The sequence below is a fragment of the Microbacterium sp. PI-SA-G genome (genome assembly GCF_057215335.1).
The window spans coordinates 1,139,123-1,160,828 of the sequence record NZ_CM170103.1; the positions used below are offsets into that span (position 1 = coordinate 1,139,123).

19 protein-coding genes and 1 riboswitch are annotated in these 21,706 nt (G+C 68.5%); of the genes, 13 read left to right on the forward strand and 6 right to left on the reverse strand.

Going from position 1 to position 21,706, the window contains the following annotated elements; all coding sequences use genetic code 11:
- Position 1: 1 nt before the first annotated feature.
- Entirely contained in the window at positions 2 to 3,577 is a 3,576-nt protein-coding gene (mfd, locus tag AC2D10_RS05690; RefSeq protein WP_484711033.1) for a transcription-repair coupling factor, read from the reverse strand.
- A 56-nt stretch (positions 3,578 to 3,633) separates the two neighbouring features.
- Here mfd and AC2D10_RS05695 point away from each other — a divergent pair, with 56 nt between their 5' ends.
- Both AC2D10_RS05695 and AC2D10_RS05700 read left to right on the forward strand, forming a co-directional pair.
- Positions 3,634 to 4,197: a GNAT family N-acetyltransferase gene (locus AC2D10_RS05695; RefSeq protein WP_484711034.1), complete on the forward strand. Its 564-nt coding sequence runs from the start codon at positions 3,634 to 3,636 to the stop codon at positions 4,195 to 4,197.
- Between the two features lie 69 nt (positions 4,198 to 4,266).
- Complete coding sequence (locus tag AC2D10_RS05700) at positions 4,267 to 5,130, forward strand: Fpg/Nei family DNA glycosylase (protein WP_484711035.1); 864 nt, start codon at positions 4,267 to 4,269, stop codon at positions 5,128 to 5,130.
- A 25-nt stretch (positions 5,131 to 5,155) separates the two neighbouring features.
- Here AC2D10_RS05700 and AC2D10_RS05705 read toward each other — a convergent pair whose 3' ends face one another.
- From AC2D10_RS05705 to AC2D10_RS05715, 3 genes are read right to left on the reverse strand one after another with little or no spacing between them, the layout of a single operon-like run.
- Positions 5,156 to 6,244, reverse strand: a complete 1,089-nt coding sequence (locus AC2D10_RS05705; protein ID WP_484711036.1) for a LacI family DNA-binding transcriptional regulator — start codon at positions 6,242 to 6,244, stop codon at positions 5,156 to 5,158.
- A gap of 28 nt (positions 6,245 to 6,272) precedes the next feature.
- Positions 6,273 to 7,163 carry a PfkB family carbohydrate kinase gene (locus tag AC2D10_RS05710; RefSeq protein ID WP_484711037.1) on the reverse strand — a complete coding sequence of 297 codons (891 nt, stop codon included), beginning with the start codon at positions 7,161 to 7,163 and terminating at the stop codon, positions 6,273 to 6,275.
- Between the two features lie 20 nt (positions 7,164 to 7,183).
- The gene (locus AC2D10_RS05715) at positions 7,184 to 8,185 is read right to left on the reverse strand and encodes an SIS domain-containing protein (RefSeq protein ID WP_484711038.1); all 1,002 of its coding nucleotides are present in this window, start codon (positions 8,183 to 8,185) and stop codon (positions 7,184 to 7,186) included.
- A gap of 274 nt (positions 8,186 to 8,459) precedes the next feature.
- Here AC2D10_RS05715 and AC2D10_RS05720 point away from each other — a divergent pair, with 274 nt between their 5' ends.
- From AC2D10_RS05720 to ribH, 8 genes are all read left to right on the forward strand, one after another.
- Positions 8,460 to 9,779 carry an ABC transporter substrate-binding protein gene (locus tag AC2D10_RS05720; protein WP_484711039.1) on the forward strand — a complete coding sequence of 440 codons (1,320 nt, stop codon included), beginning with the start codon at positions 8,460 to 8,462 and terminating at the stop codon, positions 9,777 to 9,779.
- On the forward strand, positions 9,748 to 10,755 hold the full coding sequence (locus tag AC2D10_RS05725; RefSeq protein WP_484711041.1) for a carbohydrate ABC transporter permease: 1,008 nt from the start codon (positions 9,748 to 9,750) through the stop codon (positions 10,753 to 10,755). The genes AC2D10_RS05720 and AC2D10_RS05725 overlap by 32 nt, the downstream gene beginning before the upstream one ends.
- A complete protein-coding gene (locus AC2D10_RS05730) occupies positions 10,755 to 11,588 on the forward strand; it encodes a carbohydrate ABC transporter permease (protein WP_484711043.1) in 834 nt (277 codons plus the stop codon). The genes AC2D10_RS05725 and AC2D10_RS05730 overlap by 1 nt, the downstream gene beginning before the upstream one ends.
- Entirely contained in the window at positions 11,585 to 12,436 is an 852-nt protein-coding gene (locus AC2D10_RS05735) for a sugar phosphate isomerase/epimerase family protein (protein ID WP_484711044.1), read from the forward strand. Before AC2D10_RS05730 ends, AC2D10_RS05735 begins: the two co-directional genes overlap by 4 nt.
- A gap of 48 nt (positions 12,437 to 12,484) precedes the next feature.
- A riboswitch (FMN riboswitch) is annotated at positions 12,485 to 12,629 on the forward strand.
- Between the two features lie 54 nt (positions 12,630 to 12,683).
- Positions 12,684 to 13,715: a bifunctional diaminohydroxyphosphoribosylaminopyrimidine deaminase/5-amino-6-(5-phosphoribosylamino)uracil reductase RibD gene (gene ribD / locus AC2D10_RS05740; RefSeq protein WP_484711045.1), complete on the forward strand. Its 1,032-nt coding sequence runs from the start codon at positions 12,684 to 12,686 to the stop codon at positions 13,713 to 13,715.
- The gene (locus tag AC2D10_RS05745; RefSeq protein ID WP_484711046.1) at positions 13,715 to 14,362 is read left to right on the forward strand and encodes a riboflavin synthase; all 648 of its coding nucleotides are present in this window, start codon (positions 13,715 to 13,717) and stop codon (positions 14,360 to 14,362) included. Before ribD ends, AC2D10_RS05745 begins: the two co-directional genes overlap by 1 nt.
- A complete protein-coding gene (gene ribA, locus AC2D10_RS05750) occupies positions 14,359 to 15,627 on the forward strand; it encodes a GTP cyclohydrolase II (RefSeq protein ID WP_484711047.1) in 1,269 nt (422 codons plus the stop codon). Before AC2D10_RS05745 ends, ribA begins: the two co-directional genes overlap by 4 nt.
- A complete protein-coding gene (ribH, locus tag AC2D10_RS05755; protein WP_484711048.1) occupies positions 15,624 to 16,097 on the forward strand; it encodes a 6,7-dimethyl-8-ribityllumazine synthase in 474 nt (157 codons plus the stop codon). The genes ribA and ribH overlap by 4 nt, the downstream gene beginning before the upstream one ends.
- Before the next feature lie 171 nt (positions 16,098 to 16,268).
- On the opposite strand, the gene AC2D10_RS05760 is transcribed toward ribH, so the two are convergent.
- Both AC2D10_RS05760 and AC2D10_RS05765 read right to left on the reverse strand, forming a co-directional pair.
- Positions 16,269 to 17,090 carry an endonuclease domain-containing protein gene (locus tag AC2D10_RS05760; RefSeq protein WP_484711049.1) on the reverse strand — a complete coding sequence of 274 codons (822 nt, stop codon included), beginning with the start codon at positions 17,088 to 17,090 and terminating at the stop codon, positions 16,269 to 16,271.
- 227 nt (positions 17,091 to 17,317) lie between these two features.
- The gene (locus AC2D10_RS05765; RefSeq protein WP_484711813.1) at positions 17,318 to 18,304 is read right to left on the reverse strand and encodes a LacI family DNA-binding transcriptional regulator; all 987 of its coding nucleotides are present in this window, start codon (positions 18,302 to 18,304) and stop codon (positions 17,318 to 17,320) included.
- A 159-nt stretch (positions 18,305 to 18,463) separates the two neighbouring features.
- Between AC2D10_RS05765 and AC2D10_RS05770 the strand changes: the two genes are divergently transcribed.
- From AC2D10_RS05770 to AC2D10_RS05780, 3 genes are all read left to right on the forward strand, one after another.
- Positions 18,464 to 19,381 carry a carbohydrate ABC transporter permease gene (locus AC2D10_RS05770; RefSeq protein ID WP_484711050.1) on the forward strand — a complete coding sequence of 306 codons (918 nt, stop codon included), beginning with the start codon at positions 18,464 to 18,466 and terminating at the stop codon, positions 19,379 to 19,381.
- Between the two features lie 52 nt (positions 19,382 to 19,433).
- The gene (locus AC2D10_RS05775) at positions 19,434 to 20,279 is read left to right on the forward strand and encodes a carbohydrate ABC transporter permease (protein ID WP_484711814.1); all 846 of its coding nucleotides are present in this window, start codon (positions 19,434 to 19,436) and stop codon (positions 20,277 to 20,279) included.
- A gap of 61 nt (positions 20,280 to 20,340) precedes the next feature.
- Entirely contained in the window at positions 20,341 to 21,702 is a 1,362-nt protein-coding gene (locus AC2D10_RS05780; RefSeq protein WP_484711051.1) for an ABC transporter substrate-binding protein, read from the forward strand.
- Positions 21,703 to 21,706: the final 4 nt, after the last annotated feature.

Here is a 21,706-nt window from a genome sequence, read left to right on the forward strand (position 1 = left end):
TTCACCCGACCTTGATCGGCTCGGGGAAGATCGCGGTGAGCAGCTGGTTCACCCACTCCAGCAGCTCCTCGTCGGGCAGGGATTCCAGACCGACGCCGACCGCCGCGGCCACGGTCGGCAGCGGCACCACCATCGCGTCGCCGCTCGCGACGATCTTCGCCTTCGGGTACAGCCGCTGGAGCCGCACCTTGATCGAGTCCTCGAGACGCGCGGGGGCGATGCGCAGGTTCGAGCCCATCACGACGACATCGGTCAGTCCAGCGCGCGCCGCACGTCGGCGCAGTCGCGCCACCGAGAGAAGGCCCTGCACCTCGTCGGGCGGATTGCCGTAGCGGTCGGTGAGCTCTTCGATCACCAGATCGAGGGCGTCGTCCTTCGCCGTGGCCGTCGACGCGGCCGAGAGCTTCTGGTACGCCTCGAGGCGCAGCCGCTCGCTGTCGATGTACTCCTCGGGGATGCGCGCGTCGAGCGGCAGCTCGAGACGCAGCTCCTGCCCGGTCTCGACGTCTTCGCCGCGGAAGGTCGCCACGGCCTCGCCGATCATGCGCAGGTACAGGTCGAACCCGACGCCCGCGATGTGACCGGCCTGCTCGGCACCGAGCATGTTGCCCGCGCCACGCAGCTCGAGGTCCTTCAGCGCGACCTGTATGCCGGAGCCGAGGTCGTTGTTCACCGCGATGGTCTGCAGGCGATCGGCGGCGGTCTCGGAGAGCGGCTTCATCTCGTCGTACAGGAAGTACGCGTAGGCGCGCTCGCGCCCGCGCCCGACGCGACCGCGCAGCTGATGCAGCTGGCTGAGGCCGTACTTGTCGGCGCGGTCGATGATGATCGTGTTCGCGTTCGCGATGTCGAGACCTGTCTCGATGATCGTGGTCGACACGAGCACGTCGAACTTGCGCTCCCAGAAGTCGTCGACGACCTGCTCGAGCTGGTGCTCCCCCATCTGCCCGTGCGCCACAGCGATGCGCGCCTCGGGAACCAGTTCGGCGAGCTCGCTCGCGACACGCTGGATGGACTGCACGCGGTTGTGCACGAAGAACACCTGCCCCTCGCGCAGGATCTCGCGCCGGATCGCGGCGGCCATCTGCTTGTCGCTGCGGGGGCCCACGAAGGAGAGGATCGGATGCCGGTCCTCCGGCGGGGTCGCGAGCGTCGACATCTCGCGGATGCCGGTGACCGCCATCTCGAGCGTGCGCGGAATGGGCGTCGCACTCATCGCGAGGATGTCGACGTTGGTCTTCATCTTCTTCAGGGTGTCCTTGTGCTCGACACCGAAGCGCTGCTCCTCGTCGATGATCATCAGACCCAGATCCTTGAACAGCACCTGATCGGTGAGGATCCGGTGGGTGCCGATGACCATGTCGACCGAGCCTTCGAGCAGACCCTGCAGCGTCAGCCGTGCCTCTTTGTCGGTCTGGAACCGCGACAGTGCGCGCACCTTCACGGGGAACCCCGCGAAGCGCTCGGTGAACGTCTCCATGTGCTGCTTGACCAGCAGTGTGGTCGGCACGAGCATCGCGACCTGCTTGCCGTCCTGGATGGCCTTGAACGCGGCGCGTACCGCGACCTCGGTCTTGCCGAAGCCGACGTCGCCTGAGAGCAGGCGGTCCATCGGGATCGGCCGCTCCATGTCGGCCTTGATCTCGTCGATCGTCTGCAGCTGGTCGGGAGTCTCCGCGAACGGGAAGGCCTCTTCGAGCTCACGCTGCCAGGGTGTGTCGGGGCCGAAGGCGTGACCGCGGGCGCTCATGCGCGCCGAGTAGAGCTTGACCAGCTCCACCGCGATGTCGCGGACGGCCTTGCGTGCCTTGCCCTTGGCCTGCGACCAGTCGCTGCCGCCCATCTTCGACAGGGTCGGCGCCTCGCCGCCCACGTACTTCGACAGCAGATCGAGCTGGTCGGTGGGCACGTACAGCTTGTCGCCGGGGTACCCGCGCTTCGACGGGGCGTACTCGAGCACGAGATAGTCGCGGATGGACTTGGTGGCGTTGCGGCCACCCGTCGACACCTCGCGCTTGGTCATCTCGACGAAGCGGCCGATGCCGTGGGTGCCGTGCACCACGAAGTCGCCCGGCTTGAGCTGCAACGGGTCGACGACGTTCTTTCGCCGCGAGGCGAGCTTCTTGACGATGCGCTGGTCGCCGCCGATCGTGCGGCCGTAGAACTCGTTGTCGGTGAGCACGGCGAGTTTGGCCTCGGCGACCTGGAACCCGGCCTCGACCGATCCGCAGACGAGTGTGGCGATGCCGGCTTCGGGCGCGTCGGTGAGCTTCTCGACGATCCGCGCGGCGAGCCCGCGGTCGGCGAGCACGTCGCGTGCGCGGTCGACCAGTCCGTGGCCGGTGGCGATGACCACGACGCGCCAGCCATCGGTGATGCGCGCCTCGACGAACGAGATCGCCCCGTCGACGTTGCCGTGGAACGACGGGATGACGGTCGCGTCGAGGTTGGTGGCATCGGCGTCACCCTCGCCGAGGCCGGCGCCGAACGGACTGAGCCGCCACCACACCCCGCCACGGTCGCGCACGATCTCGCGCAGGCGGGCGATGGTGAGGAAGTCGCCGGCACCCAGATCGATGGGAGCCGAGGCGCCGGAGGTCGCGGCGCTCCAGGCGGCATCGAGGAACTCGCGGTTCGTGTCGCCGAGGATGATCGCACGGGCCGTCGATCGTTCGGGATCGACCACGGCCGTCGCGGTGCCGGCCGGCATGTACTCGGCCAGTGACTTGAGCGGACCGGAGACGGCGGGCAGGAGGGACTCCATGCCCTCGACCGGAATGCCCTCGGCCATCTTCTCGAGCATGCCCGCGATGGCGGGGAAGCCGCTGGTCAGCGCGCGCGCCCGATCGCGGACGTCGGCGGTGAGCAGCAGCTCGCGGCTGGGAGGCAGGTCGACCCCGTCGACGTCGCCCGGGAGCGAGCGCTGATCGGCGACGGAGAACGCGCGGATCTGATCGATCTCGTCGCCGAAGAACTCCACGCGGTAGGGGTGTTCGGAGATCGGCGAGAAGACGTCGAGGATGCCGCCGCGCACGGCGAACTCGCCGCGGCGCGACACCATGTCGACGCGCGAGTAGGCGCGCTCGACGAGCTGCTCGACGACGGTGTCGAGGTCGTTGCCGCGGCTGCCGGTGCGCAGTTCGAGCGGAGTGATCTCGCCGAGGTTGCCGGCGATGGGCTGCAGGGCCGCTCGCACCGAGGCGACGACCACGAGCGGGTGGTCGCCGGACCACTCGGCGATGCGGCGGAGCGTCTGCAGACGGTGACCGACGGTGTCGGGGCTCGGGCTGAGCCGCTCGTGCGGCAGGGTCTCCCACGCGGGGAAGGTGAGGATCTCGGCGTCGGGCAAGTATGCCCCCAGCGCCTGGGCGATGCTCTCGGCCCGGCGACCGGTCGGCGCGACCGTGAGCAGAGCGGGAGGATGCCCCGCGGCGCCGCGTTTGGAGAGCAGGCCCGACAGCGTCGGGGCCGTGAGCCCGTCGACGAGCCCGAGATCGGCATCAGTCTGCGCCCACCCGAGCGCATCTCGGTACAGGGTCGCCTCTTCCAAGGCGCGCAGAATCCCGGGAACAGTCACGCGGACCAGCTTAGACGCGGCCTCAGACATCGCGGCGCCGGTCCTAGGATGCCGTGATGGAGAAGGTGACCCTCAAGACCGAGCGACTGGTCCTGCACGCCCCGACGGACGACGACGTCGACGCCATCACGGCGGCCTGCCAGGACCCCGAGATCCCGCGGTGGACGACCGTCCCGAGCCCCTACAGCCGCCAGGACGCCGCTGACTTCGTGCGGCTGATCGACCAGTGGTGGGCGGACGGGTCGCAGACGGTGTGGAGCATCTACGCCGACGGCGAGCTGGTCGGCTCGATCGGCCTGCACCGCATCACCGCGCATCCGAGCGGCGGTCACGCCGAGCTCGGGTACTGGGTCGCGGCCCCCGCCCGGGGGCGAGGCTACCTCGTCGAAGCCGCTGCTGTTGTGGTGGAGTGGGCGTTCGACGAGCTCGGTCTGGCGCGGCTGACCTGGCGGGCGGTCGTCGGCAACATCCCGTCGGCGCGCGCGGCTCGCGCCCTGGGCTTCCGCTACGAGGGAATGCAGCGGCAGGGGCTCGCCGGCCCGCGCGGTCGCGACGACGGCTGGATGGGCGGGCTGCTCGCGACGGACGACCGCGCTCCGGTCGACTGGCCGGTGCTCTGACAGCCTGATCGCGGAGGTCACCGTCATCAAGGGGGTGACGATGTCGGATGCCGGTGGCAGGATGACACCATGCCGGAGATGCCCGAGGTGCAAGGACTCGCAGAGTTTCTGGGAGGTCGCGCCGTCGGGCGCACGATCACACGCACGAGCGTCGCGGCGATCGCAGCGCTGAAGACGTACGACCCGCCGATCACCGCGCTGCACGGCGCCGAGATCACCCGCGTCACGCGCCAGGGCAAGTTCCTGGTGCTGACGTGCGGAGACGACCTGCACCTCGTGTTCCACCTCGCGAAGGCGGGCTGGCTGCGGTGGTACGAGACAGTGCCCACAACGCTGATCAAGCCCGGAAAGACGCCCATCGCCGTACGCGTGGCGCTCGACGATGAGAGCGGCTTCGATCTGACCGAGGCCGGCACGAAGAAGTCGCTCGCGGTGTACGTCGTGCGCGACCCCGCCGATGTGCCCGGCATCGCGCGGCTCGGCCCCGACCCACTCGACGCGTCGTTCACCCGAGGGGACTTCGGAGCGCTCCTCGAGGGCCGGCGCACGCAGATCAAGGGACTGCTGCGCGATCAGGCCGTGATCGCCGGCATCGGCAACGCCTACTCCGACGAGATCCTGCATGCGGCGCGCATGTCGCCGTACGCCATCGCCGCGACGCTGAGCTCCGACGACATCGATCGACTGTTCGTCGCGATGCAGCAGACCCTGACCGACGCCGTGGCCGAGGCATCCGGCAAACCGCCCGCCGACCTCAAAGACGCCAAACGCCGCGGTATGCAGGTGCACGCGCGCCGCGGCGAAGCGTGTCCGGTGTGCGGCGACACCGTGCGCAGCGTCTTCTTCGCCGACCGCTCCCTCGAGTACTGCCCGACGTGTCAGACGGGCGGCAAGCCGCTGGCCGACCGGCGGCTGTCGCGGCTGCTCAAATAGCGCAGCCGCTTGGCTGCGCAGATGCTCAGCGCTGCGGCGGCGGCATCACCGATGAGCGCTCGACGAAGCGCGTGCTCAACGTGTGCAGTCCGGCCGGGGCGGTGTCCCCGTCGATGACCGCGAACAGCACCTCGGCGGCGCGTGCCCCCAACTCCAGAGTCGGCTGCTCGATCATCGTCAGAGGCGGCTCCATGACCGCCGCCCACGAGCTGTCGTCGAAGCCGATGAGCGAGACGTCCGCTCCGACGCGCAGCCCCTGGGCCCGGAGCGCCCGAAGCGATCCGGTCATCGCATCGTTCTCTGTGCAGAACAGCGCGGTGGGCGGCTCGGGCAGAGTGAGCATCCTGCTGACCTCTGCTTGCGCGTGCGCCTCGTTCTTCGCTCCGACCATCACCAGATCGGCGTCGAAGACGATCCCCTCGTCGTCGAGCGCATCGAGATACCCCTGAAGTCGCTCGCCGTCGGTCCACAGGTTGCGTGCGGCGATGTCGATCAGATCACGGCGGCGTCGCGGGCGCTCCTCGACCGGTGGACCCCAGACGAAGCCGATGCGTCGGTGACCGACCTCGAGGAGTCGCTCGACGGCCTCGCGCGCCGACGTACGGTTGTCGATCACGACGGCATCCAGGTCGAGGCCCGGCACCGCACGGTCGACGAGCACCACCGGGATGTCGCGGGCTCTCGCCTGCTCGATGTGCCCCGCGGATGCCGCGTCGAGAGCTGCGGACGCCACGATGATGCCGTCGACGCGCTTGTCGATCAGCACGTTGGTCGCGGCGATCTCCTCGGCGAGATCTTCATGCGTGCTGAGCACCAGTGTGTCGAATCCTCGCGCCCGCGAGGCGTCGGAGATCCCCCGCACGACCCCGCCGAAGAACGGGTTGGCGAGGTCGGCCACGATCACGCCGAGCGTCTGGCTCACACCCGTCGACATGCTGCGCGCGAGCGCGTTCGCCCGGTAGCCCAGGCGCTCGGCCGCAGCCAGCACGCGCTCTCGCAATTCGGGGCTCACGTAGCCGTAGCCCCCGAGAGTGCGGGCGGCGGTGGACCGGCCCACGCCGGCCGCCTCGGCGACCTCGGAGATGGTGGGAGGGACGGAGCGTTCGGAGGTCATCGCCCTCGCCCCTTTCCGCATCAGCCGTTCACCACATGCTAGCCGGGACGGGATCCCCGCTCCGGCGACCACGCGCGAACGCGCCCTCGACGAGACACTGATCGCGCGCGGCATCCGCTCCCGCTTCGAGGGCCCTCTCGAGAGCCGATGCCGACGGCCCTGAGGCCCGGCGCCACCCCGAGTCGTGCAGTGCGACGAGGAAACCCGCGAGGAAGGCATCACCGCAGCCCATCGTGTCGACCAGCTCTTCGTCATCGGCGAGGAGGCGTGCCGGCGCCGACCGACGCACATGGCCGTCGGTCACCAGCGCACCCTCCGTTCCCCGCGTGCCCAGCGCGAGACCCGCGCCGCGGCGCACCGTCTCGTCGAGGAGATCGTAGGCGGCGTCCTCATCGAGTCCCGCGCAAGAGAGCAGCACCAGGTCGGCATGCGGAGCCACTCGGTCGAGGTACTCCCCCGATCGGAACTCCGACTCGCTGGACAGGTCGAAGCTCACGAGCACATCGTGCCGGCGCAATCGCGGCAGCTGCGACTCGGTGCGCGAGTACACGCTCGAATGCACGAGGTCGAAGCTCGCCGCGTATGCCTCGCGGCCTGCGTCCAGGTCGATCGGATCCCCGACGGTCACCCCACCCCCGTTCCAGCCCAGGAAGACGCGCTCACCGTCGATGACTCGCAGCGACGACACCCCCGACTCCCCTGCGCGGACAAGCGACCGAGGAGTGCCGACGCCGGCATCCTCGATCGCCGAACGGAGAAAGGTGCCGAGCTGGTCGTCACCGAACACGCCGAGGTACTCGGCCTCCGCACCCAGCCGATGCGCGTACACGGCGACGTTGACCGCATTTCCTCCGGGATAGTCGACGCCTCGATCGAGGAACCGGTCGACGATGTTGTCGCCGAAGCCGAGTACGCGCATCGCCAGGCCACCCTCTCGTCTCAGTAGTCCATCACGCGGTAGTACCGGCGCAGGTCCAGGGAGTGATCGCGCACCCGCTCGAGGTGCTTGCTGACCCGGCCCATGACCGTGTCGAGGACGATCGGGGCGATCAGCGCGCGGTTCTCCGCGCTGAAGCCCTCGAGTGCGTAGTCGCGCGTGTCGAAGACCGTGACGTCCTTCGAGATGCGCTTGCTGAACGCCTCGGCGCGATCGGTGAGCGGGCGCGTGCGATCCTCACCCTGGAAGATCAGCACCGCGGTGTCCTCCTCGAGGAGTTCGAGGGACCCGTGGAAGAACTCGGCGCTGTGCACACGGGTCGTGCGCAGCCACTGCATCTCCTCGAGGATGCACATCGAGTACAGGTACGCGAAGGACCACAGCGGGCCGCCACCGATGAGGAAGTAGTAGTCGGTGTCCTTGTGGGCGTCAGCGAAGGCCTCAGCCATCGACTCCGCCTGCTCGGCTGCCGCGACGAGGGCGTCAGGAAGGTTCACGAGTTCGTCGGCCAGCGAGGTGTAGCCGTCGAAGTCGCCGCGCTGATGCAGCAGGCGACCGACCAGCAGCAGCAGCTGCATGTCGAACGGCCAGGTCTTCGGCTCGGAGACGAGCGGGTGGTCGACTCCGGTCGCGATCGGCGAGTCGGCGTGGCCGGTGAACGAGATCGTCGTCGCGCCCGCGGCCTTCACGAACTCGATGGCGTGGATGACGTCCTCCGTCGTGCCGGTGACCGAGGTGAAGACGACCGCGGTGCGCTCGCCCAGCGACGCATCGCCGGCGACGACGAGTTCGGCGGCGATGGCCGTGCGCACCGGCAGGGTCGACCGCTCCTTCGCCAGGAGTTCGTACGGCCACATCTGGCTGTAGGTGCCGCCGGCGCCCACGAGCAGCACGTTGTCGATCCCCTTCGCGAGAAGCTGATCGACCAGTTCCTCGATCTGCGGTCGCAGCGCCACCGCGCTGGCGATCTGGGTTCGGAAGGCGGTCTCGTCGAAGCCGAGCATCATTGATCCTTTCGCGGGGCCGACGTCCGTCAGCCCTGGTCTATGTGGTACCGGTGTCAGGTGGGGATCATGCTGGCACAACTTCCTCATGAACGTCAATAACGCCTGTTTTAATGCGGTTATGCCGGAGAGGCTTGGACGATCTGAAATCAACACTGGTACCGGTGTCATGTTTTGGCTACACTCCTCGACAAGGCACGCATCGAAGTTCCAACGGCGGATCGGTGACCGCGAACCTCGCGGCCGTCGGCCCGCCCGCTCAGAGAGGCAGACCATGCGCACGTCACGCACACTCCCGATCGCCGCAGTCGTCGCGGCGACCGCCCTTGCCCTCGCGGGCTGCGCGGGCACGACACCGCCACCCGCGGCCGACATCACTGCCGACCCGGTCTTCGAGGGCACGCTCTCGATCCTGACGAAGTTCGGCGGCGCGCCGCTCGAGACGTACTTCGAGGAGGTCGCATCGGCATATGAGGCGCAGCATCCCGACGTCGACGTCGAGCTGATCCAGGAGACGGATCAGTCCATCAAGGACAAGACCAAGACCCTGACCGCCTCGCAGGCGCTTCCCGACATCTATTTCACCTGGACGGGCGACTGGGCCGAGAACTTCGTCGGCGGCGGTCTCGCCGCCGATCTCAGCGAGGTGATCGCGCCGGGCACCGAATGGGGCGACCGATTCGGGGAGGCATCGCTCTCGGCGTTCGAGTTCGACGGCAAGTACTACGGCATCCCGCTCTACAACAACGGCAAGTTCATGGGCTATAGCAAGCCGGCGTTCGCCGCCGCGGGCATCGAGGTGCCGACGACGTTCGAGGAGCTCATCGAGTCGTGCGGCCCGCTCCGCGACGCCGGTTATGAGCCCATCGCCTTCGGCAACAAGGATGGATGGCCCGCCCTGCACTATCTGCAGCAGCTGTTCGCCTACAACGTGCCCAGCGACGTGCTCCACGCCGACTTCGACCCCGAGACCGCCGAGTGGACCGACCCCGGCTACGTCGCCGCGCTCGAGCAGTTCGACACCCTCGTGAACGAATGCACCGACAGCGGCAACGGCACGAACGGCGTGCTCTACACGACCGCGCAGGAGGCGCTCGCCGGTGGCCGCGCCGCGATGTATTACCAGGAGATCCTGGAGTTCGACACCGTGACGGCCGAGGGAACGTCACTCTCCACCGAGGACTTCGGGATCTTCCCCCTTCCCGCCGCCGATGGAGCGGAGGGTGACATCGAGGCCATCGAAGGCTCCCCGGAGGGATACCTGATCAACGCGAAGTCCCCCCAGGCGGCGCTGGCTGTCGACTTCATGAAGTTCGCGACCGAGCCGCAGAACGCCTCCCTCCTGTCGTCACCGCCGTACGGCCAGCCCAGCACCGTCATCGGCGCCGTGACGGACCAGACCTCCAGCACCCCGGTGTTCGAAGGCATCACCGCCGTCAACGAGGCATCGCAGCTCGTCGTCTGGCTCGACACCGTGACCGTGCCCGAGGTCGCCGACGCCTGGCTCGCCGGTGGCGAAGCCGTCATCAGCGGCAGCGCCACCCCCGAGGAGGTGCTGGAGAGTGTCCGCACCGCGAACGCTTCCGCCCGGTGACACCGCGTCGGGGGCGGGCTTCCGCCTGCCCCCGACGGTCACCGAGGCGATCACGACGGGTGAAGGAAGGCGCCGGAAGGGCAGCGGCCCGCAGAGCCGCCTGAAGCGCATCGCCGGGTTCGCCTGGGTGCTGCCCGCCCTCGTGGTGCTGGCCGTCTTCGTCTATCTCCCGCTCGTGCAGAACATCGCGTTCTCGACGCAGGAGTGGGACATCTACTCCGGCGTCACCGAGTTCGTGGGCCTGGCGAACTACGAGAAGCTCCTCGGCGATCCCGTGTTCTGGACGGCGCTCGGCAACAACGTGCTCTACGCCCTGCTCTCGATCGTCTTCCAGGTCGCGGGAGCGCTCGTGCTCGCCGCGATGATCGAGAGTCTGCGCAGCGTCCGCTGGCGCAAGGTGCTCCGTGCGATCTACTTCGTGCCGTCGGCGATCTCGCTCACGGTCGCCGGCCTGCTGTTCTACTTCATCTACGAACCGAACCTGGGCCTTCTCAACCACCTGCTCGCCGCGATCGGTCTCGCCGACCTCTCGCAGCCGTGGCTCGGGCAGGAATCCACGGCGATGCTCGCGATCATCGCCATGAGCCAGTGGCAGGGCTTCGGTTACTCGACACTGCTGTTCGCGGTGGCGATCCAGCGCATCCCGAGCGAGCTCTATGAGGCGGCGTCTCTCGACGGCATCGGGCCGGTGCGCCGCTTCTTCCACGTCACCGTGCCGCTCGTTCGCGAGATGAGCGGACTGATGGTCATCGTCACGATCTCCGGCGCCTTCCAGGTCTTCAACGAGGTCATGGTCATGACCAGCGGCGGACCCAACAACTCCACGCAGGTGCTGTCGACGTGGCTCTATCGCAGTGGTTTCGTGCGCAACGACTTCGGCTACGCGGCCGCCATCGCGACAGTCATCTTCGTGGTGACGCTCCTGATCGCCCTCGGTCAGCTCTGGTACACACGACGCAGAAGGGTGGAGTTCTGATGACCCGCACCGGATTCCTCGGCGCGATCGCCCGCGTCTTCCTCTGGGCTTTCCTGCTCGCACTCGTGGTCGTCGTCGCCTACCCGCTGCTGTGGATGGTGCTCAACGGCTTCAAGACGAACGCCGAACTCTTCGGAAATCCCTTCGCCCTGCCTCTGCAGTTCGGGTGGGAGAACTACGCCGACGCGTGGAACCGCGGCGTCAGCGACTACCTCGCGGCGAGCGTGCTCGTCACGGTGACGTCGACGATCGCCACGGTGTTCATCAGCGCCTGGGCGGCCTACGGCATGACCCGGGTGCGCATGCCGTTCGGCCGGGTCGCCTCCGGCCTCATCCTCGGCGGCCTGATGCTGGCGCCGGCGGTCGCGCTCGTGCCTCTCGTGCGCATGTTCCAGGCCATGGGGCTCTACAACACGTTCTGGGCGCTGCTCATCCTGTACACCGCGTTCCGGATTCCGTTCACCACGTTCCTCATCCGGGCCTACATGATCGACCTGCCGCGTGAGGTCGATGAGGCGGCCGAAGTCGACGGCGCGAGCCGCTGGACGACGTTCTGGCTGATCACTCTGCCGATGTGCAAGCCGATCATCATCTCCACCGTGATCCTGCACGTGCTGTTCGCGTGGAACGAGTACCTCTTCGCGATGGTGTTCACCAGCGGCACGGGCGTGCAGACGCTTCCGGTCGGCCTGACCAGCCTCATGAGCAAGCACGGCACCGACTACCCGGTGGTCTTCGCGGGCATGGTGGTCGCCGCACTGCCGGTGATCGTGCTCTTCTTCGCGAGCCAGCGCTACTTCGTCAAGGGCCTCTCCGAAGGGATCGGCAAGTGACCGGCATCCCTCCGTTGATCGACCGGGTGACCGGATCGAACTTCGCGTATCAGCATCTGCCGCTCGAGACCTGCCTCGACGATCTCGCCGAGCTCGGACGGGATCGGATGGAGCTGTGGGGCATCGCACCCCACGCGCACGTGCCCTGGCTCGACGACGCCGTAGCGCGCAGCATCCGCGATGCGGCGGCTGCACGCGGGCTGCGAATCGCATGCTTCACGCCGGAACAGGTGATGTATCCCGTCAACGTCGCCTCGCGGGACCCGAGGCTGCGCACCGAGAGCGTGGCGACCTTCCGCCGGTCGGCGGAGATCGCCGTGGAGCTGGGCGCCGGGATGCTGTTCCTCACGGCCGGCCGCGGCGGGGAGAACGAGCAGCAGGAGGCGGGGTGGGCACGCGCGGTCGACGCGATCGGCGAGATCACGGCGTATGCGGCCGAACTCGGGCTCGAATGCGTGCTCGAGCCGCTGCAACGCGTGGAGTCGAACCTCGTCAACACCGCCGGCGACGCGGCGCGCATGCTCGACGACATCGGGGCGGCGAACCTCGGGGTCGCACTCGACACGGTCGCCGCAGCCGTGGCGGGAGAGACGGTGGACGACTACTTCGCCGCGCTCGACGACCGGATTCGTCACGTGCACCTGATCGACGGATCGCCCGCCGGGCATCTCGCCTGGGGAGACGGAGAACTTCCGCTCGCCGACATCGTCGACGCCCTCGACCGCCACGCTTACGCAGGTCTCGCGACAGTGGAACTGTTCGGCGACGGCCACTACGCGATGGACCCGAAGGTCGCTCTCTCCCGGTCGCTCGCGGCCGTCGCCGCCGCCTCCTCGCACGCCTTGTAAGACGCGGAATGAAATGTCCTCGGACGCGTTGAGTACACTCAGAGCATCAACGTGCTCCGGGGTCGGTGAGAATCCGAACCGGCGGTGACAGTCCGCGAGCGCTGAGGGAGACCTCGGTGCCGATCCGGTGGAATTCCGGGACCGACGGTGGTGCGAGGGAAACCTCGCTAGTCCGGAAGGGAGGCAGCACGGTGCGCGACAGCGCGCGCTTTCTGCATCCCCCGGAGCCTTCAGAGAAGGACGACCGATGGCAGTGACTGCGACAGAGCGCGAGGCGATGACGCGTGCGCTCGAACTCGCCGTCCGCGGCCCCCGAGGTGTGAACCCGCAGGTCGGCGCCGTCATCCTCTCCCCCGACGGCCGCATCCTCGCCGAGGGCTGGCACCACGGAGCCGGCACCCCGCACGCCGAGGTCGACGCGCTCTCGAAGCTCTCCGCCGGCGAGGCGAACGGCGCCACCGCCGTGGTCACCCTCGAACCGTGCAACCACACCGGTCGCACCGGCCCCTGCGCCGTCGCACTGATCGACGCCGGCGTCTCGCGCGTGATCCACGCTCTCGACGACCCCGGCGTCGTGTCGGGCGGCGGAGCAGAGCGTCTGCGCGCCGCGGGCGTCGACGTCGAAGGCGGAGAACAGGCCGACGCCGCACATCGCGTGATCGACGGGTGGCTCACCGCCCAGCGTCTGGGGCGGCCGCACGTCACCGTGAAGTGGGCGCAGAGTCTCGACGGCCGCGCTGCCGCCGACGACGGCACCAGCCAGTGGATCACCGGACCTGCCGCGCGCGCCGACGTGCACCGCCGCCGCGCCGAGGCCGACGCCATCGTGGTCGGCACCGGCACCGTGCTCGCCGACGATCCGGCTCTCACCGCCCGCGACGGGGACCGGCTCTTCGCCACCCAGCCCGTTCCGGTCGTGATCGGTTCGCGCGACACCCCTGCCGACGCCGCGGTGCGCCGCCACCCGCACGAGGCGCTCTTCTACGACACCCGCGACCTGACGTCCGTGCTCGCGGATCTGCACGCCCGCGGCATCCAGCGCGTGTTCGTCGAGGGCGGGCCGACGCTGGCCAGCGCCTTCGTCGCCGCCGACCTCGCCGACCGAGTGCTCGCGTACATCGCCCCCGTGCTGCTCGGGGGGCGCCGCTGGGCGCTCACCGACATCGGAGTGTCGTCGATCGGCGAGGCACGACGCCTCACCGTCGACGAATGGGTTCCTCTGGGACCCGACCTGCTGGCGATCGCCCACCCGGCGGTCGAGAACGAAGGAGCCGTCTGATGTTCACCGGAATCATCGAGGAGATCGGCGAGATCACCGCCATCGCACCGGCGGGAGACGGCTGGCGACTCACCGTGCGGGCCCCACGAGCGGCGACCGATGCCGTGCACGGCGAGTCCATCGCGGTCTCGGGCGTCTGCCTCACCGTCGTCGGCTCGACGTCCGAGACATTCGACGCCGACGTGATGAAGCAGACGCTCGACGTCGCCGCACTCGGAGGGGCGAGCGTCGGCACCCGCGTCAACATCGAGAAGGCCATGCCGGTGGGCGCTCGTCTGGGCGGACACATCGTGCAGGGCCATGTCGACGGCGTCGGCGAGGTCCTCGACGTGCGCCCCGGAGCCGAGTGGAGCGTGCTGCGCATCAGCCTTCCCGCCGACCTCGCCCCGCTGGTGGTCGACAAAGGCTCCATCTCGGTCGACGGCACCTCACTGACGGTGAGCGCGGTCAGCGACCCGTCGACCGGATCGACCGGCCACTGGTTCGAGGTCTCGCTCATCCCCGAGACTCTCGCCGCGACCACTCTCGGCACCCGCGCGATCGGCGAGCGCGTGAACCTCGAGACCGACATCCTCGCCCGTCATGTCGAACGCCTGCTCGCGTTCCGCGCGGCCGACGCCGCCGCACCGGAAGGAGGCTCACGATGAGCCTTTCCACCATCCCCGACGCACTCGACGCGCTGCGCGCCGGCCGCCCCGTCCTCGTCGCCGACGACGAGAACCGCGAGAACGAGGGCGACGTCATCCTCTCGGCCGAACTCGCCACGCCCGAATGGGTCGCCTGGACCGTGCGCTGGTCGTCGGGATTCATCTGCGCGCCGATGCCGACCGATCTCGCCGACAGCCTGAACCTGCAGCCGATGGTCGCCGCGAGCGAGGATGCACGCTCCACCGCGTACACGGTCAGCGTGGACGCTGCCGAAGGCGTGACGACCGGCATCAGCGCGCACGACAGGGCGCACACGCTGAACGTGCTGGCGAACCCCGACTCGACGCCGCGCAGCCTGATCCGTCCGGGGCACGTGCTGCCCCTGCGAGCGGTCGACGGCGGCGTTCGTGAGCGCAGCGGACACACCGAGGCCGCAGTCGAACTGATGCAGCTCGCGGGTCTGCGTCCGGTCGGCGCGATCGCCGAGGTCGTCGCGGAGGACGGCAGCATGATGCGGCTGCCCGGACTGCTCGAGCTGGGTGCGCGCGACGGCGTGCCGGTCATCACCATCGAGCAGCTCATCGCCTACCTCGAAGAGGTGGACCCGCGTGACGGCACGGCGAGCGCACACCGCAACCGCCGCGTGAGCCTGCGGGCCGATGCCACGGTGCCGACCACGCACGGCACCTTCCGCTTCCTCGCGTATAAGGATCGGGTCACCGGCACCGACCACATCGCCGTGGTCTCGGGCGAACCGGGAGAGACCGCGCTCGTGCGCGTGCACTCCGAGTGCCTGACCGGAGAGGCGTTCGGCTCGCTGAAGTGCGAGTGCGGACCCCAGCTCGACGCCGCGCTCGACGCGATCGAGCAGGAGGGCGGCATCGTCATCTACATGCGCGGTCACGAGGGACGCGGCATCGGCCTGATCAACAAGTTGCGCGCGTACAGCCTGCAGGAGGAGGGGCTCGACACGGTCGATGCGAACCTCGCGCTCGGACTCCCCGCTGACGCCCGTGAGTACGCGGCGGCAGCTGGCATCCTGACCGATCTCGGGGTGTCGAAGGTGCGTCTGCTCACCAACAACACCGACAAGGTCAATCAGCTGCGCACACTCGGCCTCGACGTCGTGGAACAGGTTCCGCTGATCGTCGGCGTGGGCCCGAACAATCACCAGTACCTCGAGACCAAGCGTGACCGGATGGGTCACATCATCGGCGCCGCAGAGCTCGCAGAGGCTCTCGCGGACGGAAAGGACAAGGCATGAGCGGCGCAGGAGCACCTCGCACGGGCGACATCGACGGACGGGGACTGAACGTCGTCGTGATCGCGGGCACGTGGCACGACATCATCACCGACGGACTCATCGCGGGCGCCACGCGCGTGCTCGACGCGGCCGGAGCGACGCATCGCCTCGTGCGGGTGCCCGGATCGTTCGAGCTCGCGCTGGCGGCACAGGCGGCCTTCACCGGCGGCGCCGACGCCGTGGTCGCGCTCGGTGTGATCATCCGCGGTGGAACGCCGCACTTCGAGTACGTCTCGGCTGCGACCACCGACGGCCTCACCCGCGTCGCGCTCGATGCCGGCAAGCCGGTCGGCTTCGGCGTGCTCACCCTCGACGACGAGCAGCAGGGCCTCGACCGGGCCGGGCTCGAGGGGTCGAAGGAAGACAAGGGCGCGGAGGCGGCGGATGCAGCGCTGCGCACGGCACTGCTGCTGAGCGAACTGCGCGGCTGAGTCGCGGCAGCGCCGCTTGATCGCGGGGTCCGGCCTGCGTTTCGGAGGTGTTCTGCGTTTCGGAGGTCGTATTCGACGCCGTAGCCCTCCGCAACGTCGATCTCCTCCGCTGTGATGCAGGAGCGCTGTGATGCAGGAGCGCTGTGATGCAGGAGCGCGGCGGCCAGGAGGTCACCGCGCGCGGTGGAGGCCCTGGGCGACGGCGTAGGTGATCTGCTCCTGCACCTCGGGCCACCGGTGCATCACCTGCTCGTATCCGACCCGGATCACGTGATAGCCGCGCAGCATCAGGCGCACGTCATGCTCGTTGTCGCGGGTGCGCTGCGGGCCCACGTGGTGTCCGCCGTCGATCTGGAACACCAGCCGCTCGCCGATGAGCAGATCGACGCGATGCCCGGCGATCCAGATCTGTCGACGCAGCGGCACATCCAGCCATCGGAGCCGCGGAACCACGACCGACTCGAGTCCGGAGTCAGCGAACGGGGTCGCTTCAGCGAGGAGCCCGCGCGCCGCGGATGTGAGCGGCAGACCGTGGAGCATCTCGAGGTCGGCGAGGCGTGCGTGCAACGCGGAGTTCCAGATCGCGAGCGCCGTGTCGCGCGGCTGACACCGAGCCACGATCGACAGCACGTTCTCGATCGGGTCGACGAGGGCCGCGGCATCCCTCGGAACCACGGGCTTCCCCCAGTGCACGTGCCCGGCGACCTCGACCCTTCCCGCGTGCGACGGCGCGGCGACGTGCAGCGTGGCGTCGCCGGCATCCCACAGCCCCAGCCTCTTCGCCTGCGTGATGCACGTGAGCACGACACCACCCCGAGCCGCCGTGAGCAGCAGCGGATCGGCATCGGGCGCCGCGACCCACCCACGCCGAACACGCAGGAGTTCTTGGCGTTCGATCGCGCGCCTGACGGCATGGCGACTGATGCCCGCGATGAGGAGCGTACGCACGGGCACGACATCGCGCACATCCGAGAGGCGCAGGGGCGGGTGCATGCCTCGACCCTGTCAGGACGTCGCGACGCCGGTCGTCGGTGGCTGCAAGGTATTCATCGGCTGTGGAGAGAGTCACAGTCGCGGCATCCGTGCAGGACGGGTGAGGCGCGGCATCCGGTGTGGTTTGCGGAGGAGATCTGCACAAGGGAGGGCGGATGCTGCGCACGAGACCTCCCTTGCGCAGAAGTCCTCCGAAGCGCGGAGGAGGGAGCGCGGAGCGCGAAGCGTCAGCGCCCGCGCGGCGGGGCGGTGCTCGCGCGCACGATCAGCTCGGTGCCGACGAGGGGCGTCTGCACCCGTTCGCCCTGATCGAGTTCGGCGAGAAGGGCGTCGACCGCGGCGGCCCCGACACGCTCCGGATGCTGCAGCACGGTCGTGAGCGGAGGCCACAGCTGCGCGGCGTCGGGGAGTCCGTCGAAGCCGACGATGCTGACGTCATCGGGCACCGCGCGGCCGATCTCGCGGAACGCGCGCAGCACGCCGATCGCCATCTGGTCGTTCGCGGCGAAGACTGCGGTGACGCCGTCGATCGCGCGCAGCTGCACCCCCGCGGCATACCCCGACTCGGCGCTCCAGTCCCCCGGCAGCGGTTCAGGTACGCGGCATCCGTGGGTCTCGAGTGTCGACTGCCACGCCTCACGTCGGCGTTCGGCCGAGTACGACTTCGCGGGTCCGGCGACGTGCCACACGGTCTCGTGCCCGAGCTGCAGCAGGTGCTCGGTGGCGAGACGCGCGCCCTGCGCCTGGTCGGTGTCGACGAACGGATGCTCGGCTCCGCGGTTCGAGTCGACGAACACGACGGGCAGCCCGCTGGGGATCTCGATGTCGGCCTCGTCGAGCTGGTGCGCCTCGATCACGATGATGATGCCGTCGACCGCGTGCTCCTCGAGTCGGCGGAAGGCGCCCACGACGGTGTCGCGCGCGCTGGACTCGACGGGGATGAGCGTGAGGGCATAGCCGAGCTGCGCGGCGCGCACGGCGATCGCGTCGAGCGTGCGCTGGTTGCCGTAGGAGCTGAACGAGAACATCACGACGCCGATCGTGCGAAAGCGCCCCGACCGCAGCGCTCGTGCGGCGCTGTTGGGTCGGTAGCCGAGGCGATGCATGGCCTCTTCGACGCGCACGCGCGTGTCGGCTCCGACGTATCCTCGGGCGTTCACGACCCGCGACACCGTCTGCCCCGAGACGCCCGCCTCGCGCGCCACATCCTCCATCGAGGGCTCTCTGCGGCGCGGCGACTGCTCTGTCGGGGTTTCCAAGGTCACGGGAGATCATCCATTCATGTGTTGACGTTGACACACTAGCAACACATCACATATGTTGACGTTGACACACGGCGCAGTGGGCGCCAGAACTCGGAGAAGGTCTCGTCGATGACGACTGAAATCACAGCGGCACCCGGAGCCGTCGGCATCCGCCGCCGCGAGAAACGCGACTGGCGAGGATGGGCCTTCGTCGGCCCGTTCATGATCGTGTTCGCACTGGTGTTCCTGACGCCGCTCGCCTACGCGCTGTACCTGAGCTTCTTCCAGGAGAAGCTCATCGGCGGCACGGCGTTCGTCGGGTTCGACAACTACGTGCGCGCCCTCGGCGACTCGCAGTTCTGGGAGGCGTTCGGCCGCGTGCTGATCTTCCTGCTGGTGCAGGTGCCGATCATGCTGATCCTGGCCCTGGCCGCCGCCCTCGCGCTCGACAGCGCGCGACTGCGCGGAGCATCGTTCTTCCGCATCCTGATCTTCCTGCCGTACGCGGTGCCCGCGGTCGTCGCGGTGCTGATGTGGGGCTACATCTACGGCGACCAGTTCGGCCTGGCCTCGAACGTCAACGACCTGCTCGGCAGCGACCTGATCACCCCGTTCGCGAAGGAGTGGATCCTGGTCTCGATCGGCAACATCGTGACCTGGCAGTTCGTCGGCTACAACATGCTGATCTTCTACTCCTCGCTCAAGACGATCCCGACCGACATGTACGAGGCGGCGTCGCTGGACGGCGCCGGCGCGTGGCGCACGATCTTCTCGATCAAGATCCCCTCGGTGCGCGGCGCCCTCATCATCGCGACGATCTTCTCGATCATCGACAGCTTCCAGCTCTTCAACGAGCCCAACATCCTGCGCCCGCTCGCCCCCAACGTGATCACGACGTACTTCACCCCGAACATGTACGCGTACAACCTCTCGTTCGCGGGTCAGCAGTTCAACTACGCGGCGACGATCGCCATCATCATGGGCGTCATCACCGCCGTCATCGCCTACGTCGTGCAACTGCGCGGCTCCAAGTCGGAGGTGCGCTGAGATGGCACTCCCCCTCGCCCGTCCCGTGCGCTCGTCGAAGCGTCACGACCCGATGAACCCGCGGTCGTCGAAGACGCTGCTGATCGTCATGGTCGTCTACGCGTTGTACACCCTGGTGCCGCTGGTGTGGCTGCTGTTCAGCTCGACGAAGACGCAGTCCGGACTGTTCAGCTCGTTCGGTCTCTGGTTCGCCGACGACTTCGCGTTCTTCGACAATCTCGTCGCCACGTTCGCGTACCGCGACGGCATCTTCCTGCGCTGGCTCGGCAACACGCTGCTCTACGTCGTGGTCGGAGCCGGTGGCGCGACCCTGCTGGCGACCATGGCCGGCTACGGTCTGGCGAAATACCGCTTCCCCGGGCGCCCCGCCGTGTTCGCGATCGTGCTCGGCGCGGTCGCGGTGCCCGGCACGGCGCTCGCGGTTCCGACATTCCTGCTCTTCAGTGAGCTCGGACTCACGAACACCCCGTGGGCGGTGATCATCCCGTCACTGATCAGCCCGTTCGGGCTGTACCTGATCTGGGTGTTCGCCACCGAGTCCGTGCCGACCGAGCTGCTCGAGGCCGCCCGCATCGACGGCGCCGGCGAGTTCCGCACGTTCTTCACGATCTCGATGCGTCTGCTCGCCCCCGGCATCGTCACCGTCGCGCTGTTCACCGTGGTCGCGACGTGGAACAACTACTTCCTGCCGCTGATCATGCTCTCGGACCCCGCCTGGTACCCGCTGACGGTGGGTCTGAACCAGTGGAGCTCGCAGGCGATCGGCGCCGGTTCGCAGCCGATCTACAACCTCGTGATCATGGGCTCGCTGCTCACCATCATCCCGATCGTCATCGCCTTCCTGCTGCTGCAGCGGTTCTGGCAGTCAGGTCTCACCGCGGGAAGCGTCAAGCAATGACGCCACCGCTCCCCTCCCACGTCGGTCCGATGAGGGACCGCACCCCCGAAAGGACACAGCAATGAAGCACCTTCCTCACCCCGCTGCGCGCCGCACCCTGACGGTGCTCGCAGCCGGAACCGTGGCAGCGCTGGCGCTGGCCGGATGCAGCACCGGATCCACCGGCGACTCGAGCGGAGCCGCCGCCGGCGACGGCACGTTCGACTCCGTCGAGGCCGCTCTCGAGAAGGGCGGCGAGATCACGTACTGGTCCTGGACCCCTTCCGCCGAGGCACAGGCCGAGGCGTTCATGGAGGAGTACCCCAACGTCACGGTCAACGTGGTCAACGCGGGCACCAACAACGACGAGTACACCAAGCTGCAGAACGCCATCAAGGCCGGCTCGGGCGCTCCCGACGTCGTGCAGATGGAGTACTACGCCTTTCCGCAGTTCTCGCTGACCGACGCGTTCACCGACCTCTCGCAGTTCGGCTTCGCCGACTTCGAGGACGACTACACGGCCTCCACCTGGAACTCCGTCACCGAGGGCGACGCCATCTACGGCCTGCCGCAGGACTCCGGCCCCATGGCGATGTTCTACAACAAGGCCGTCTTCGACGCGGCCGGTCTCGCCGTGCCCACCACGTGGGACGAGTACTACGAGGCCGCGAAGGCGATCCACGCCGCGAACCCGAACGCCTACATCACCAACGACACCGGCGACGCCGGCTTCGCCACGTCGATGATCTGGCAGGCAGGCGGCGAGCCGTTCTCGACCGACGGCACCGACGTCTCGATCGACCTCGAAGACGAGGGCACCCAGAAGTGGACCCAGAACTGGAACCGTCTCGTCGAGGAAGGCCTGGTCGCGCCGACCAGCAGCTGGAGCGATGAGTGGTTCCGTGCCCTCGGCGACGGCAGCATCGCCACCCTCGTGATCGGTGCCTGGATGCCGGGCAACCTGATCTCGGGCGCACCCGACGGCGCCGGTGACTGGCGCGTCGCTCCGATGCCGACCTACGACGGCACTCCCGCGAGCGCCGAGAACGGCGGCGGCGGCCAGGCCGTGACGAAGCAGAGCAAGAACCCTGCCCTCGCGGCCGGCTTCCTGTGGTGGCTGAACAACTCCGAGGAGAGCATCTCGCTGTTCATGGAGAGCGGGGGATTCCCGTCGACCACGGCCGAGCTGTCGAGCGACGAGTTCCTCGCCGACGCCCCCGAGTACTTCGGCGGACAGAAGATCAACGAGGTCCTCGCGGCCGCGGCGGACGACGTGGTCGAGGGCTGGAACTACCTGCCCTACCAGGTCTACGGCAACAGCATCTTCGGCGACACCGTGGGCCAGGCGTACCAGAACGGCAGTGACCTCAACGCGGGTCTGGCCACCTGGCAGGACGCACTGGTCGAGTACGGCAACGCCCAGGGCTTCGCCGTCAACAAGTAACACG

Excerpts from the sequence above, each read along its gene's own strand:
- AC2D10_RS05695 (WP_484711034.1), top strand. The coding sequence starts at position 3,634 with ATGGAGAAGGTGACCCTCAAGACCGAGCGACTGGTCCTGCACGCCCCG.
- AC2D10_RS05700 (WP_484711035.1), top strand. The coding sequence starts at position 4,267 with ATGCCGGAGATGCCCGAGGTGCAAGGACTCGCAGAGTTTCTGGGAGGT.
- AC2D10_RS05705 (WP_484711036.1), bottom strand. The coding sequence starts at position 6,244 with ATGACCTCCGAACGCTCCGTCCCTCCCACCATCTCCGAGGTCGCCGAG.
- AC2D10_RS05710 (WP_484711037.1), bottom strand. The coding sequence starts at position 7,163 with ATGCGCGTACTCGGCTTCGGCGACAACATCGTCGACCGGTTCCTCGAT.
- AC2D10_RS05715 (WP_484711038.1), bottom strand. The coding sequence starts at position 8,185 with ATGCTCGGCTTCGACGAGACCGCCTTCCGAACCCAGATCGCCAGCGCG.
- AC2D10_RS05720 (WP_484711039.1), top strand. The coding sequence starts at position 8,460 with ATGCGCACGTCACGCACACTCCCGATCGCCGCAGTCGTCGCGGCGACC.
- AC2D10_RS05730 (WP_484711043.1), top strand. The coding sequence starts at position 10,755 with ATGACCCGCACCGGATTCCTCGGCGCGATCGCCCGCGTCTTCCTCTGG.
- ribD (WP_484711045.1), top strand. The coding sequence starts at position 12,684 with ATGGCAGTGACTGCGACAGAGCGCGAGGCGATGACGCGTGCGCTCGAA.
- AC2D10_RS05745 (WP_484711046.1), top strand. The coding sequence starts at position 13,715 with ATGTTCACCGGAATCATCGAGGAGATCGGCGAGATCACCGCCATCGCA.
- ribA (WP_484711047.1), top strand. The coding sequence starts at position 14,359 with ATGAGCCTTTCCACCATCCCCGACGCACTCGACGCGCTGCGCGCCGGC.
- ribH (WP_484711048.1), top strand. The coding sequence starts at position 15,624 with ATGAGCGGCGCAGGAGCACCTCGCACGGGCGACATCGACGGACGGGGA.
- AC2D10_RS05760 (WP_484711049.1), bottom strand. The coding sequence starts at position 17,090 with ATGCACCCGCCCCTGCGCCTCTCGGATGTGCGCGATGTCGTGCCCGTG.
- AC2D10_RS05765 (WP_484711813.1), bottom strand. The coding sequence starts at position 18,304 with ATGGAGGATGTGGCGCGCGAGGCGGGCGTCTCGGGGCAGACGGTGTCG.
- AC2D10_RS05770 (WP_484711050.1), top strand. The coding sequence starts at position 18,464 with ATGACGACTGAAATCACAGCGGCACCCGGAGCCGTCGGCATCCGCCGC.
- AC2D10_RS05775 (WP_484711814.1), top strand. The coding sequence starts at position 19,434 with ATGAACCCGCGGTCGTCGAAGACGCTGCTGATCGTCATGGTCGTCTAC.
- AC2D10_RS05780 (WP_484711051.1), top strand. The coding sequence starts at position 20,341 with ATGAAGCACCTTCCTCACCCCGCTGCGCGCCGCACCCTGACGGTGCTC.